This is a genomic window from Paenibacillus algorifonticola, assembly GCF_000971975.1.
Classification (GTDB): Bacteria; Bacillota; Bacilli; order Paenibacillales; family Paenibacillaceae; genus Pristimantibacillus; species Pristimantibacillus algorifonticola.
This window is the reverse complement of record NZ_LAQO01000018.1, coordinates 75,072-88,416: the sequence shown is the minus strand read 5'-3', so window position 1 is coordinate 88,416 and position 13,345 is coordinate 75,072. Positions and strand designations below refer to the sequence as shown.

The 13,345-nt window shown below is 47.0% G+C and carries 14 protein-coding genes; 11 read left to right on the top strand and 3 right to left on the bottom strand.

What is annotated here, in order from left to right; all coding sequences use genetic code 11:
• Positions 1-57: 57 nt before the first annotated feature.
• A complete protein-coding gene (locus WH37_RS22350) occupies positions 58-1,161 on the top strand; it encodes a M24 family metallopeptidase (RefSeq protein ID WP_046232859.1) in 1,104 nt (367 codons plus the stop codon).
• Between the two features lie 270 nt (positions 1,162-1,431).
• Positions 1,432-2,685, top strand: a complete 1,254-nt coding sequence (locus tag WH37_RS22345; protein ID WP_063838036.1) for an alpha-D-ribose 1-methylphosphonate 5-triphosphate diphosphatase — start codon at positions 1,432-1,434, stop codon at positions 2,683-2,685.
• Between the two features lie 6 nt (positions 2,686-2,691).
• Here the strand turns inward: WH37_RS22345 and sspI are convergent, their stop codons facing one another.
• Positions 2,692-2,922: a small acid-soluble spore protein SspI gene (sspI, locus tag WH37_RS22340; protein ID WP_046232858.1), complete on the bottom strand. Its 231-nt coding sequence runs from the start codon at positions 2,920-2,922 to the stop codon at positions 2,692-2,694.
• Between the two features lie 196 nt (positions 2,923-3,118).
• Between sspI and WH37_RS22335 the strand changes: the two genes are divergently transcribed.
• The 9 genes from WH37_RS22335 (at position 3,119) to WH37_RS22305 (ending at position 12,528) form a co-directional block, all read left to right on the top strand.
• Complete coding sequence (locus WH37_RS22335) at positions 3,119-3,784, top strand: potassium channel family protein (RefSeq protein WP_046232857.1); 666 nt, start codon at positions 3,119-3,121, stop codon at positions 3,782-3,784.
• 9 nt (positions 3,785-3,793) lie between these two features.
• Positions 3,794-4,645, top strand: a complete 852-nt coding sequence (locus WH37_RS22330; protein WP_046232856.1) for a TrmH family RNA methyltransferase — start codon at positions 3,794-3,796, stop codon at positions 4,643-4,645.
• A 542-nt stretch (positions 4,646-5,187) separates the two neighbouring features.
• A complete protein-coding gene (locus tag WH37_RS36625) occupies positions 5,188-5,886 on the top strand; it encodes a right-handed parallel beta-helix repeat-containing protein (protein ID WP_244898595.1) in 699 nt (232 codons plus the stop codon).
• Positions 5,790-6,164, top strand: a complete 375-nt coding sequence (locus tag WH37_RS37490) for a right-handed parallel beta-helix repeat-containing protein (protein ID WP_414812159.1) — start codon at positions 5,790-5,792, stop codon at positions 6,162-6,164. Before WH37_RS36625 ends, WH37_RS37490 begins: the two co-directional genes overlap by 97 nt.
• Positions 6,134-6,442, top strand: a complete 309-nt coding sequence (locus WH37_RS36620; RefSeq protein WP_231594322.1) for a DUF4990 domain-containing protein — start codon at positions 6,134-6,136, stop codon at positions 6,440-6,442. The genes WH37_RS37490 and WH37_RS36620 overlap by 31 nt, the downstream gene beginning before the upstream one ends.
• Before the next feature lie 286 nt (positions 6,443-6,728).
• Positions 6,729-7,637, top strand: a complete 909-nt coding sequence (locus WH37_RS22320; protein WP_046232942.1) for an ABC transporter permease — start codon at positions 6,729-6,731, stop codon at positions 7,635-7,637.
• A gap of 22 nt (positions 7,638-7,659) precedes the next feature.
• Positions 7,660-8,541 (top strand): carbohydrate ABC transporter permease, encoded by an 882-nt coding sequence (locus WH37_RS22315; RefSeq protein ID WP_046232855.1) that lies wholly within the window; start codon positions 7,660-7,662, stop codon positions 8,539-8,541.
• A 37-nt stretch (positions 8,542-8,578) separates the two neighbouring features.
• Positions 8,579-10,096 (top strand): extracellular solute-binding protein, encoded by a 1,518-nt coding sequence (locus WH37_RS22310; RefSeq protein ID WP_046232854.1) that lies wholly within the window; start codon positions 8,579-8,581, stop codon positions 10,094-10,096.
• Positions 10,097-10,260: 164 nt separating this feature from the next.
• Positions 10,261-12,528, top strand: a complete 2,268-nt coding sequence (locus WH37_RS22305; RefSeq protein ID WP_046232853.1) for a helix-turn-helix domain-containing protein — start codon at positions 10,261-10,263, stop codon at positions 12,526-12,528.
• 237 nt (positions 12,529-12,765) lie between these two features.
• Here the strand turns inward: WH37_RS22305 and WH37_RS37485 are convergent, their stop codons facing one another.
• Both WH37_RS37485 and WH37_RS33905 read right to left on the bottom strand, forming a co-directional pair.
• Positions 12,766-12,945, bottom strand: a complete 180-nt coding sequence (locus WH37_RS37485) for a helix-turn-helix transcriptional regulator (RefSeq protein ID WP_082110956.1) — start codon at positions 12,943-12,945, stop codon at positions 12,766-12,768.
• Positions 12,881-13,171, bottom strand: a complete 291-nt coding sequence (locus tag WH37_RS33905; RefSeq protein WP_052737149.1) for an AraC family transcriptional regulator — start codon at positions 13,169-13,171, stop codon at positions 12,881-12,883. The genes WH37_RS37485 and WH37_RS33905 overlap by 65 nt, the downstream gene beginning before the upstream one ends.
• Positions 13,172-13,345: the final 174 nt, after the last annotated feature.

The window sequence follows — 13,345 nt, the reverse complement described above, 5'->3', positions numbered from 1 at the left end:
ATGATAGAGTTATTGGCTTTAGAAATTGGCGCATTAGATGGAGGAGGAGAGCGAAACATGTATAACCCTTATGAGCTTAGAAAATCAAGCCTGCTCGCCGAGCTTTCGGCTGCTGGAATGGAGGCTGCGCTCGTTACGTCGCCGGGCAGTGTTTTTTATTTGACGGGCTTTCATTGCGACCCGCATGAGCGTTTTATGGGACTGCTCATTAACCCGAAGGAGTCGACGTATACGCTGTTTGTCCCGGCTTTGGATCAGGAGAGCGCAAGCGGGGCGGCGATGGTATCGAAGCTGGTTGCGATTTCGGATACCGACAATCCCTACGAGCTGCTTGGCAAAGAAGCTGACAAAAGCGCCGCAGCCATTGGCATAGAAAAGCGGCATTTGAATGTGGCAACCTATGAGCAGCTGGCTGGGGTGTTTCCTAAGGCAGCATTTCGGGATGTGGAGCCGCTGCTTATGGTTTTGCGCCTTCGCAAGTCGCCTGAGGAAATTCAGCGGGTACATGCCGCAGTGGTCATTGCGGAGAAGGTGCTGCAGGAAGCGGCAAGCAAGGCGAAGGTCGGCGTATCGGAGCTTGAGCTGAATGCGGAGATTGAATATCGACTGCGTGTCCTCGGCGGCGATAAGCCGGCATTTGAGACGAGTGTGCTGGGCGGAGCGCGCTCTGGGCTGCCGCATGGCAAGTCCGGCGAATACCGGCTGCAGGAAAATGATTTTCTGCTCATTGATATGGGTGTGTACAAGGATGGTTATTGCTCAGATATTACGCGCACGTTTCTGATTGGACAAGGAACGACTGAACAGGAGCGCATCTACAATACGGTGCTTGCTGCGAATCGTCAGGCGATTGCGGCCGCAGAAGCGGGGAAGCCGCTTGCTGTAGTGGATCGGGCTGCCCGTGAAACGATTGAGGCGCAAGGCTATGGTGAGTTTTTCAACCACCGTGTCGGTCACGGCTTCGGCATTGATATTCACGAGCTGCCCTCCGTTCATGGCCACAATGAGGCGTTAATTGAAACGGGGCTGCTGTTCACCGTAGAGCCGGGCATTTATGTGCCAGAGCTTGGCGGCGTACGCATCGAAGACGATATTTATATCGGAGAGGATGGCAAGCCGCAGGTGCTGACGAGCTTTCCCAAGGAGCTGCAGCGCCTATAGCCTGCGGCTGAGCGGTATAAGGCAGAAATTGAGCGGCAAAAGAGCGGCAATAGTGCAGGAATATGAACGGGTTTACGCAGGTGTAAGGTCCTCTTGTCCTCATGGGACAAGGGGATTTTTTTATTTTTCACCTGCTAATTGAGTATTGGAACCCCTTTGTTCCTGCCTGCAAAAATGGTATGTTAAGATCAAATAAAGCGAGTCCAACAGCTTAGTAGCTTTTACATAATCACTTTATATTTTTGGCAAAACTATAGAGGGGTGTGTTCGATGAAGTCAGAGATGCTGCAATCGATTGTAATGGTAAAAGGGATGCTTGTGCTGCCGGAAATGGTAGCGGAGGGCGCTGTTATTATAAAAGCAGGCATCATTGCGGAAGTGTTGATTGGCCCAGAGCAGATCCAAAGCTGGCTGGCGCATGGAGGTCTAAATGATGGACGGGCAGTTAGTGACGGCGGCGTAAAGGTGGAGGGTTATCGCTCCCTTGGGCTTGAAATCATTGAGGCGGATGGCTGTTATGTATTGCCTGGGCTCATTGATGTTCATTGCGATGCAATCGAAAAAGAAGTACAGCCTCGTCCAAATACGCTGTTTCCGCTGGATATGTCATTGCTGGAGTTCGAACGCAAGCTTCCGCTCCATGGCATAACGACGATGTATCATTCTTTATCGCTGGGTGTTGGACTGAGTCTGAGGGGCGAGCATTTGCTGACGCAAATGGTGGAGCTCATTCGCAGCTACCGCGAGCAGCGCTCTGTCGTGCGCAATCGCATTCATTTAAGATATGAAATATCGTATTTGCCGGGCTTGCCCATTGTGAAGCGATATGTGGATGAAGGGGCCATTGATTATTTGTCCTTCATGGATCATTCGCCAGGCCAAGGGCAGTACAGGGAACCAGGTTCCTTCGAGCGTTATGTGATGAAAAATCAATCGGTCAGCATCGATGAGGTACGCACCATCGTGGCAGAGCTGATGGAAAATAGGCGCCAAATTGACTGGACCGGCTTAGAGGAGCTTGGCAAGCTGGCCGTGCAGCGCGGCATTTCAGTTGCTTCGCATGACGATGATTCGAGGCAGCGGGTAGATCAGTTGAAGGGGTGCGGGGCCAGTGTCTCGGAATTTCCGATTACGCTGGAAACGGCTTTATATGCGGTTCAGCAGGGCTTGCATGTATGTGTAGGTGCCCCTAATATTGTGCGTGGCGGCTCGCATGATAAAAACTTATCGGCGGCTGAGGCAATTGCTGCGGGAGCGGCAGACATCATTTGCTCGGATTATCATCCTTCAGCTTTGCTGAACGCGATTTTCAGGCTAGTTGATGAAGGAATAACCGCTTTGCCAGCCGCAGTTCGAACGGCTACGCTTGCTCCAGCCGAAGCGCTGGGTATAGCAAGTGAAGTCGGTTCGCTGGAACGGGGCAAAGCGGCAGACCTTGTCATTGTCGATCGTTATGAAGGCCATCCATGGGTCAAACGGACAATCGTTGGCGGCAAAACGGTATATACCGCGTTGACCCGTTAAAGCATTTTAACTCGTGGCAGGTTGGGCGAACCGTGACAGCTGCGTATGCAGCGCAGTTACCAGCCGGGCTTGCTCTTGCTCGTCGATTTGCTTCCAAATCATTTCGAACAATACGCCAAGGCCGGGAAGCGCACGCTCGTCATTGCCGATCGAGCTTTCAATCACTTCGGTTAATTCATTAAGCGGCTTATCTTGAACCCGCCTTATAATGGCTTGACGCAAATCCAGATTATCCAACCGGATTCCCTCCAAGTCGTCGTTATTACGCGCAACCGCAGTGGTCCTTCGCATGGTAAGCGAGGCCGCTAAAAACCTGCTAATTGGCGTGCCTGATTAATATGTCCGCGGCGGTGTTTTTTCATTCTGCATGAGCTCGTATGTTATAATGGCAGATAGCTGATTTTTGTTACATAGGGGAAGGGAGAGGTACTGCTTGCCAAAAAAACAATACGCCGTTATCGGCATTGGCCGTTTCGGTCTTAGCGTTGCTTCATCGCTCACGGACATGGGCTTTGAGGTGCTGGCGATTGATACGAGTGAGGATCGTGTACAGGATGCGGTTAACCATGTGACACATGCCGTTGTTGCCGATTCAACCGATGAGGAAGCGCTGCGGGCGCTAGGCATTCGCAATTTTGACGTTGTGGTCGTGGCGATTGGCCAGGATATTCAGTCGAGTATTTTGACGACGCTGATCTTGAAGGATATGGGCGTCGGCCTCATTATCGTCAAGGCGCAAAATGAGCTGCACGGCAAGGTGCTCAGCCGAATTGGCGCCGACAAGGTTGTATATCCCGAGCGGGATATGGGGCTGCGCGTCGCGCATCATCTGATCTCGCCTAATATTTTGGACTACATCGAGATTTCCGAGGATTACAGCATCATTGAGATAAAAGCGCCTGAGGCGATGATCGGCAAAAGCTTGAAGCAGCTCGACATTCGCGCGAAGTTCAAATGCAACGTCATGGCGATCAAGACGGGGTCTAATATGAATATTGCGCCTTACGCGGATGATCTCATTCGCGATATCGACATTTTAGTTATTGTAGGAAAAAATTCAGACTTATCCAATTTGGAAATTGCTTATTCGGAAGGTTGAGTAATAGAGATGAACAATCATAGCCTTTTAACCTCGATTCAAAATGACCGCGTCAAGCAGTGGGCCTCCCTGCTGGACAAAAAATACCGCGATCGCCTCGGCAAGTTTATTATTGAAGGCGTTCATTTAGTGCAGGGAGCTTTCGCCGCAGGAGCGGCAGTTGAAGCGGTCCTGTACGATGCGGAGCGCGGATTGCCGGAGGAGCTGCGCGAGCTGGCGGAGCAGACTAGCCGCGGAAGCAGATATGTGGGCAGTGCTGCCGAGAACGCGGAAGTGAGCGCGAGCGTCGAATGGATTCAAGCGGCGCGGTCGGTTATGGCAAAATGCTCGGGGACGGATACGCCGCCGCCGGTTTTTGCTGTCGTGAGCAAGCTGGAAGCGGCGGACGATGCAATATTTTCAGCAGGTGGACTTGTCGTCGTGCTGGATGGAGTAAGAGACCCCGGCAATGTGGGGACGATTATTCGCAGTGCGGATGCGGTTGGCGCGAATGGCGTTGTGCTCGGCAGAGGCTGTGCTGATCTGTACAATCCGAAGACGGTGCGCTCCACGATGGGCTCTTTGTTCCATTTGCCGATTATAGAGGCGGACTTGACGGAACTGCTGCCTGCAGCGCAGGATCGCGGCTTTGCACTGGTAGGGACAAGCCTTGAAGCCTCGCATACTTGTTATTCGTATGATTGGACAGCGCCGACTTGGCTGCTGCTCGGCAATGAGTCGGAAGGGCTCTCGGCAAGCTCGCTTGCGGCAGCGGATGAGACGGTTATTATTCCGATGCACGGGCGGGCAGAATCACTGAATGTGGCGATGGCGGCGACAGTGCTGCTGTATGAGGCGATGCGGCAGCGGCGGTATAATTAAGTTCCTGAGATCCGCTCCTTAGCATGATAGGTTTATTCTACAAGCCCTCATTTTTATTGTCCAACTAAGTGTAGCCGATCCACTTCAGCATCATGAACGAGAGGATGGCAGCGGTTATCCAAGTGAGGAGATTGATCGTTTAAGCAAAATTGTAGGTTTAACAGATTTTTAAATGGCTATCCTCTCAGAAAGACCTTATTTTGCTCCAATTTTTTGAAGTTATCGAAGAAGTTCATCAACAAATTATTTTAAATCGCTTTGACTCGGGAATTGGCCTCATATTGCTGGATATGCTTCTGGATATGCTTCTCCCAAATCGGTTGTGAGGTTGTTTTATCGGGCAATAGGAGGGGAACTATTTTACTGAACAACTATAACTATCCGACTCGACCATTTATATCAGCTCTTTTCCTTTTGCATCAATTGGTTTTAATTAAACAAATTAGGTTAAATTTCCTAATATAAAAATTGTGGAAAATCACGATTTAATAATTTGTAATCCAATAAATGATTGATGTGAGGAGAAGTTTTTTGTGAAAAAAATGGGTAGTTTGTTTGTGATCGGTTTTATGTGTGCAGCATTGTTTATGACAATTTCTGTTAATGCAGCGACAAGTACAACAAGTTATTATGTTTCACCAACTGGCAGTGATAGCAATGCAGGAACTAAAAGTAAACCATTTAAAAGTTTGATGAAAGCACAATCAGCGGCTGCCTCTGGGGATACCGTATATATTCGAGGAGGAGTTTATAACGATTTTGATATTGCAAAAATCGATAGCATTTATAATTATGTAAATGATATTACGAAGAGTGGGATTACTTACAAGGCTTATGCTGGAGAAAGGCCAGTATTTGAATTCAAAAATGTGCCAACTAATTTGCGTGTGGCTGCTTTTTTTGTTGAAGATCAAGTAACGGGAGTCACTTTCAAAGGATTTGATGTGACAGGGATTGAAGTAGGTGATCAAGCGCAATCTGAAGCTTTTAGAATCAGGGGTCAAGCCGATATTGTGAATGTGGCTGCTCATGATATTGAGGCAATTGGTTTTTACTTTACTGGACGTGGAACAGGAACTGTTCTTAATTCTGATGCTTACATAACATTGGACCAACTGAGGTATCCGCTAAAAATACAGATGGTTTGGGTGCTCATGGAGGGGCTGTTTCGTTCATTAAATCCCGTGCATGGAATAACAGTGACGATGGATTCGACAGTATCAGCTCAAATGGACCAGTGATTTATGATCATTGTTGGGCGTTTAATAACAGGGGCAATCAGGATGGGATAGGCGACCAAAATGGGTTTAAAGTCGGCGGATATGCTTATAGAACAACCGGAATTCCAGATCCATTGCCCGTTCATACCGTTAGATATTCTTTAGCTGTTAATAATGGAGCGAATGGATTTTATGCTAATCATATGCCAGGGCAGTCCGCTAACTGGACTAATAACACGGCTTATAATAATGGTTTGCTAATTTCTATATGCTTGAGCGTGTTAGTCCAACGGATATAAACAACATTCCTGGCTACAGAGAAGTGCTGCATAATAACATTGCTTATATGGGAACAACTATAAAAAATGATAATAACTTGCCGGAAAATGTAACCAATAATTCTTGGACCATAGATGATGGTCTTACGATCACTTCCGATGACTTTGTAAGCCTGGATACGACCCAATTATCTGCTGCTAGAAAACCAGACGGCAGCTTACCGGATGTTACATTTATGCTTCCTGTAACTTCCAGTGCTCTTTATAAATACGATTTAGGCTATCTTGCTGACAAATAGCAATCTGATATGAAATGAAGGGTCTGCATACTGCGGGCCCTTTTTTCATGGGCAAAAACACGAAAAAGCATCCAAAGACAGCGACCTCAACTAATGACAATGCCCTGCAATTACAGCAAAAATGGCACATAACTGGCCAATTAGATCAAGTAGGGACTATCGACGGTAATTACGGTTAGCCCGTATGATGAGGCTGCAGATTCAATTACCTATGCAAAGAAAGGAAGGCAGCAGCATGTTAAAAAGAAATACAGAGTCAGTGCAAGTCCCCGCGCCGCGGACATCCATGTCATCTACATTGGTCGGCAGACTTATGCGGAACCGGTGGCTCTATATGATGGTTTTCCCCGGATTATTGTACTTTCTTATATTTAAGTACTGGCCGATGTACGGAATCTTCATCGCCTTTCAAGATTTTCAGCCTTTTCTCGGCTTTTGGAACAGTCCATTCGTAGGGTTGAAGCATTTCGAGCGATTGTTCAGCGATTCCAACTTTATTATTCTGTTTCGGAATACGATCATTCTTGCGACTTACAACATTCTTTTTTTCTTTCCGCTGCCGATTATCATTGCGCTTATGCTCAACGAGCTGAGACTGGAATTTACAAAGCGTATCGTGCAGACGCTCATTTACATTCCGCATTTTATGTCTTGGGTCGTCGTCGTAGGAATCTCCTACATGTTTCTGACGACGGAAGGCGGCATTATGAACGAGCTGCTAGTCCGCTTTGGAGGCGAAAAGATTAATTTTCTCGTTAGCAATGAATGGTTCCGTACGATTATTACGGCTGAGGTTATGTGGAAGGAAACAGGCTGGGGCACGATTATTTTCCTTGCGGCATTGTCTGGCGTGGACCCTCAGCTCTACGAAGCGGCCCGCATGGACGGAGCGAACAGGCTTCGCCAGCTTTGGCATATTACGCTGCCAGCCATTCGCAGCACCATCGTTATTTTGCTCATTTTGCGTCTCGGCAACTTTCTCGACACGGGCTTTGAGCAGATTTTCCTCATGCTTAATGCAATGAACCGTGAGGTTGGAGAGGTGTTCGACACGTACGTATACTCCGTCGGAATCAGCCAAGGGCAATATAGCTTCAGCACGGCGGTAGGCGTATTTAAGTCGATCGTTGGTCTGATTCTTGTCGTTGTAGCAAACCGACTTGCCAAAAAATTCGGAGAAGAAGGCATCTATTAGAGAAAGGGAGTGTTGAACCGCCATGCCAATCAAACAAAGCTGGGGGAGCCGGATTTTCGACAGCGTGAACGTCGTATTACTGCTTGTTTTCGCTTTGATTACTGTAATTCCGTTCATTTACGTCATTGCTGGCTCATTCGCCACCCAGAAGGAATTGCTAACACAAGGATTCATTTTATTTCCGACAGAATTTTCTTTGGATGCATACAAGTACATTTTCTCTACGCAAACCCTTGTCAGAAGCTTGCTGGTAACCGTTTACATTACGGTTGTGGGCACACTGATTAACCTTTTTTTCACATGCTTGATGGCATATCCGTTGGCGCGCAAGGATATGGACTTTCAAAAGCCGATCTTAATGTTGGTTGTGTTCACCATGCTGTTCAGCGGAGGCATGATTCCGACTTTCCTCGTTGTGAAGGAGCTCGGCATGATCGATTCCTATTGGGCCTTGCTTATTCCCGGAGCGATCAGTGCCTTTAACTTAATCATTATCCGCAATTTTTTTCAACAGCTGCCGGATGGGCTGGAGGAATCGGCTAAAATTGACGGCTGCAACGATCTTGGCATTTTTCTCAAAATCGTGCTGCCGCTATCGATGCCTGCCATCGCGACCTTCTCGTTATTTTATGCGGTAGGCCATTGGAATACGTTCTTTAGTGCGGTTCTCTACATCAACGACAACACCAAATGGCCGATCCAGGTGCTCTTGCGGCAAATCGTCATCCTGGCCTCGGGCGGCATTGGGGACTCCAGTTCAATGGAATTGGACTATGTCGCTCCGCCGGATCAAGCTGTGAAGATGGCGGTAATCGTGGTCTCAACTCTTCCGATTCTGCTCGTATACCCGTTCTTGCAAAAGCATTTTGCAAAAGGGGTATTGCTGGGCTCGGTTAAGGGATGAAGATATAATAGTATTTAGATAAAGGGAGGATGTAAGTATGAACAAAAAATATCAAAAAAGAAGATTAGCGAAAGCAGGGGCATTGCTGGTCGCAATCGCGCTGACCGTTGCGGCCTGCGGAGGAAACGATGAAGGAAATCCGCAAAGCAGCGGCAATTCAGGAGATGCACAAGGACCGCTTCAGCTGACAATGATGCTCCCAACCTACAGCCCGGAGCAAATGCCGGCCAACAGTTCTGTTCTGAAAATGCTGGAGGAGCAAACAGGCGCAAAGCTAAGCGTCTCCTGGGTTCCATCCTCCTCTTATACGGATAAGCTCAGCGCTACTATCGCATCCGGCGAATTGCCAAAAACGTTCGTGGCACTGGAGCCGAAAGCATCCTACATCGTTAACGCCGCCCGTTCTGGTATGTTCTGGGAAGTCGGGCCGTATCTGAAGAACTATACAAACCTAAGCAAAATGTCGGAGCTCGTCTTAGGCAACGTTTCGATTGACGGGAAAGTTTACGGCTTGTATCGCGAGCGTGATCTCGCTCGCTTCGGGCTGATGATCCGCCAAGATTGGCTTAGCGATCTGGGGGTTGAAGCGCCTAAAAACGTAGATGAGCTTTACAATGTTCTGAAAGCCTTTACAACCGGAGATCCAGACAAAAATGGTAAGCAGGATACGATTGGTCTCGCCGTTGGCATGCAAGGAAACAACATCGCAGGCTTCAAAGACATTCTCGTTTATATGGGCGGCCCTAACGAGTGGGAGCTTCAGGATGGCAAGCTCGTTCCGGCTCATATGACGCAAGCCTATTTGGATACAATGAAGTTTTACAAAAAGCTGTACGACGAAAAAATCATTAATCAGGACTTCGCAACCGTTCAGGACGGCCGTTCGGTCATGTATAAAGGTCAGGCAGGGCTATGGATCGATAATATGCTAGACGGTAAAAACATTGAGGACAACATCAAGAAGGTCGATTCAAACGCCAAAATCAACTTAATTAACCGCATCGAGGGACCGTTGGGCGATCGTACGCGCGCTGGTTCTGGTTATCTCGGCATGTATATGATTCCGAAAACAAGCGTCAAAACGGAAGCAGAGCTTGAGCAAATATTGGCATATTTTGATAAAGTGTCTGAGAAGGAAAACCAGAACCTGATGAAATACGGTATTGAAGGCCAGCAATACACGATAGAAAGCGGTGTGTATACTCCAAGTTCAGATGCGAAGCTCAGAGCAGATATTACGGACGGTGGTCAATTTATGATCCTACAGGATGAGGTTGTCAATTACGGAACCGAGTTGGAGTTGCTCAGCTCGAAATTGTTTCAGGACAATGCGACGTTCGCCGTGCCAAACCCGGCCGCGCCGTTCATTTCAAACACGGATATTGAGAAAGGCAAGGAGTTGTCCAAAATCATTGCTGACGCAACCGTGAAATTCATTATGGGTGCGGTCAACGAGGAAGATTGGAACGGTGCGATCAATCAATGGCTTCAAAGCGGCGGCAGCAAAGTGATTGAAGAAATGAACGCCGAATACGCCAAGCAGGCAGGGAAATAACATAAATAGCAAAGCTCAGATTCGCATTCGATGAAGCATTAATCAGATCTGGCACGTTCAAGATAGAATCTTACTTGCCGGAAGTCAGGATCCGTATCATGGCTTAATATGGAGTTTTCTTGTACACTTTAAGGAATATCAGGAAACGACCAATTGGAGGCATTATGAGATTCCGGTCCCCGTCTTATTTATTGAAGCTGATGCTATTGTCTATATTGATCGGCACGCTTCCGGTCATTACGCTAGGCACGTTCGCCTATTTTAACGCCTCCAGAACGGTGCAGGAAAAAGTGGACGAGAGCAACAAGCTGCTGTTAAAACAAATGCAGGTGCGTACGGAGCAAACACTCAGGACGATCGATAATTCTGCTACACAGCTGCTCCAGTCGCAAAATGTTACAAGCGCTTTCAATCGAAGTTTATCAAATCATGATTTCCAATTGGTGCAAGAGCTATATAAAGGAATCTCGCAGATACAAACGTATGAGCTCGGCATCAAGGAAGTGTTTCTATTTAGCCTGAACAACGATTGGATCGTTTCGAGCAGCGGCGTAAACGAGTACAGCTTTCCTGAGTTTAGGCCAGTACTCGAATCATTTTCACGAAACGCGAAGGGCTCGTTCTGGAGCAGCGGATCAGTAGAATTCCCTAATTCGTTCCAGTCCGTTTACTTTGTGAAAAAGTATCCATTCAACTCTCCCAACCCGACAGGTATTATTTGTGTGGTGTTGTCCTCCGATGTGATGAAGAATATGGACGAGTTTTTGAACAGTAAGTTTGGCAGCGCGTTTATCGTGGATCAGAATGCCAACATTATTGTTCACCGTGACCACGATAAACTGGGAAGCCGAATCGTGGATGAACCCTATCTGAAATCATTTGTCGATACGAATGAGACTATCGGTCAATACGCGACTAATCGGTACGGAGAGGCTGTTACTGTCACTTTTCGTAAATCCGCCTATAACGGATGGAGCTATGTATCCGTCATTTCCAATGAGCAGGTATACGAACAAAATAAAATAATCGGCTGGATTACCATGCTCGTATGCTTGATTATTCTGCTCGTAACGCTCATCGTTGCTTGGTTTGGATCCAAAAAAATGTACAGTCCCATTCAATCCCTTTATTCCGCGTTAACGGTTGTTCCTTCAATGAATGAAAAGGTGAAGTCGAGCGGCGAGCTTCAGGTAATCGGCGAACGCGTTGACTATTTGATTCGTAATCAGTCTCTCATTATGAATGAGTTGAAGGGGCAGCAAACTCAGCTTAAAGAATTTTTTATGCAAAAATTGTTTGGCGGCACGATTCAGCCTAATGATTTTTTTGAGAAGCTGAGCTTGTATGGTTTGGAGCAGCCGTGGCCATCTATGTGCGTCGTTGCGGTTCAAATCGATACGCTTAAGGATACGAGGTACGCGGAAGGAAATCGGGATTTGCTGATGTTCGCTATTAACAACATCGTTGGTGAGTTGATCCTTTCCGAGCAAAGATTGGAGCCGATCGTCAAATCGGACTACCAAGTGACCCTTATCGGTTCCACGGAGACGGGGGAGCGCTTTAAAGAGCAGATTTTCAACTTGTCAGACGAAATTCAGAAGGCCATATACCAGTACTTGGAAATTAAAATAAGTATCGGTATTAGCCGTCCGTTCATGTCGTTTGCAGAGACGCAGCAAGCACTTCATGAGGCAACGACCGCCCTTAAGGCCAGAGTAGGATTAGGGCAGGAATCGATCCTGTTTATTGAAGACGTGCAGCCGCAGAAGAGTAATTTGAACAGATACCCGATTGTGGGCGAGCAAGCCTTGTTAGATGCAATTCGGGTTGGAAATGAGGAGCAGGCAGAGAGCGCTTTGAAGCAATTAATTGGCGAGTTGTTTCGGCCTCAAGCGCAACATCGTGATTATCAATTGTCATTGCTGCGCCTTCTGATTGCCCTTCTCAAGTTTGGACAGGAATTATCTATTCCGATGGAGCGGATTCCGGAGGATGAAGCGTCGTTAATTCAGTCGCTGTTCAAGCTTCGAAACGTACAGGAGATGGAGCACTGGTTCTGGTCCATATTCGTGCTGCCATATATCCAGGAGTTAGGAACTCGCCGGGACTCTCAATTCAAGCATATTTCCGAAGCAGTAATTGATATCATTGTAAGAGAATTTGATTCGGCGCTTACGCTAGAGGAATGCGCTTCACGCATCAACTATCACCCGCATTACGTGAGCCGTGTGTTCCGTCAGGAGACGGGCATTAATTTCGGGGAATATCTATCGCAGTATCGGATTGATATAGCGAAGAAATGGCTGAAGGAGTCCGACCTAAAGATCATAGAAATAGCTGAACGGCTGCAGTATAATAATTCTGCCAATTTTATACGTTCCTTTCGCAAGCTCGTGGGTAAGACGCCGGGGCAGTACAGAGAAGAAGGATAAAATCGGTTATCAAATGAATTACTTATTCCTATTCTTGTAGTATCGCAGATATAGAAGAAGAGAAAGTTAATATAGAAGCGAGTTTGCCGCAAAAACCGACGCTTGGCTGGCAACTGCAATTGTACCGGATTTACACTTAAGGTGATGACTGAAATTAAACCAGTCATCACCTTTTTTGTATCAGGTATCATAATGGAGTTAACAATAATAGCGCTTTATTTTTATTGGAATGAAATGTTACCGATACGTATTTTTAATTGCAATTCGATAGGAGTTGGGCGTTATCCCCTTATGTTTTTTGAAAAGCTGAGAAAAATATGGCGCACTGAACCCCCCGATGATACGTCCAATTTCACCGATTGAAATCTGTATTCTCAAGCAGTACGCACGCTTCACGGATTCGACGGCCAGCCACATAATCGGATAAAGTTATACCCGTTTGCTGCTTGAACAAATGCGAAATGTGATACGGAGATAAATGCAGCTCCCGGGACAACGACTCTAAAGAAAAGGGCTGTCGGAAATGGACTTCGACCCAGTCTAGCATTTTCTCGACATGGCCTGATTTTTTTTCCAAGGAGGAGTGCACATCGTCTAATTCAAAGACATGCATTTGAAGATGCTTAAGTAGTGTTTTTAACAATCCATAAAAATGCCCCTGTAGAAAATTAAAAATGCCCCTTTGATTAATTGCGATTTATAACGTATATTTTCGTGTAATTGGATACAAAGCTGTTCCAGCTTTTGTCCGATGCTCTTCGGTAGCGTCCACGCAGCGAGGCATGTACAATAGTTAGACGAGGGGTTTGACATGGAA

Coding starts and splice junctions, on each gene's coding strand:
- WH37_RS22350 (WP_046232859.1), top strand. CDS start 58: ATGTATAACCCTTATGAGCTTAGAAAATCAAGCCTGCTCGCCGAGCTT.
- WH37_RS22345 (WP_063838036.1), top strand. CDS start 1,432: ATGAAGTCAGAGATGCTGCAATCGATTGTAATGGTAAAAGGGATGCTT.
- WH37_RS22330 (WP_046232856.1), top strand. CDS start 3,794: ATGAACAATCATAGCCTTTTAACCTCGATTCAAAATGACCGCGTCAAG.
- WH37_RS36625 (WP_244898595.1), top strand. CDS start 5,188: ATGGGTAGTTTGTTTGTGATCGGTTTTATGTGTGCAGCATTGTTTATG.
- WH37_RS36620 (WP_231594322.1), top strand. CDS start 6,134: ATGCTTGAGCGTGTTAGTCCAACGGATATAAACAACATTCCTGGCTAC.
- WH37_RS22320 (WP_046232942.1), top strand. CDS start 6,729: ATGTCATCTACATTGGTCGGCAGACTTATGCGGAACCGGTGGCTCTAT.
- WH37_RS22315 (WP_046232855.1), top strand. CDS start 7,660: ATGCCAATCAAACAAAGCTGGGGGAGCCGGATTTTCGACAGCGTGAAC.
- WH37_RS22310 (WP_046232854.1), top strand. CDS start 8,579: ATGAACAAAAAATATCAAAAAAGAAGATTAGCGAAAGCAGGGGCATTG.
- WH37_RS22305 (WP_046232853.1), top strand. CDS start 10,261: ATGAGATTCCGGTCCCCGTCTTATTTATTGAAGCTGATGCTATTGTCT.
- WH37_RS37485 (WP_082110956.1), bottom strand. CDS start 12,945: ATGTGGCTGGCCGTCGAATCCGTGAAGCGTGCGTACTGCTTGAGAATA.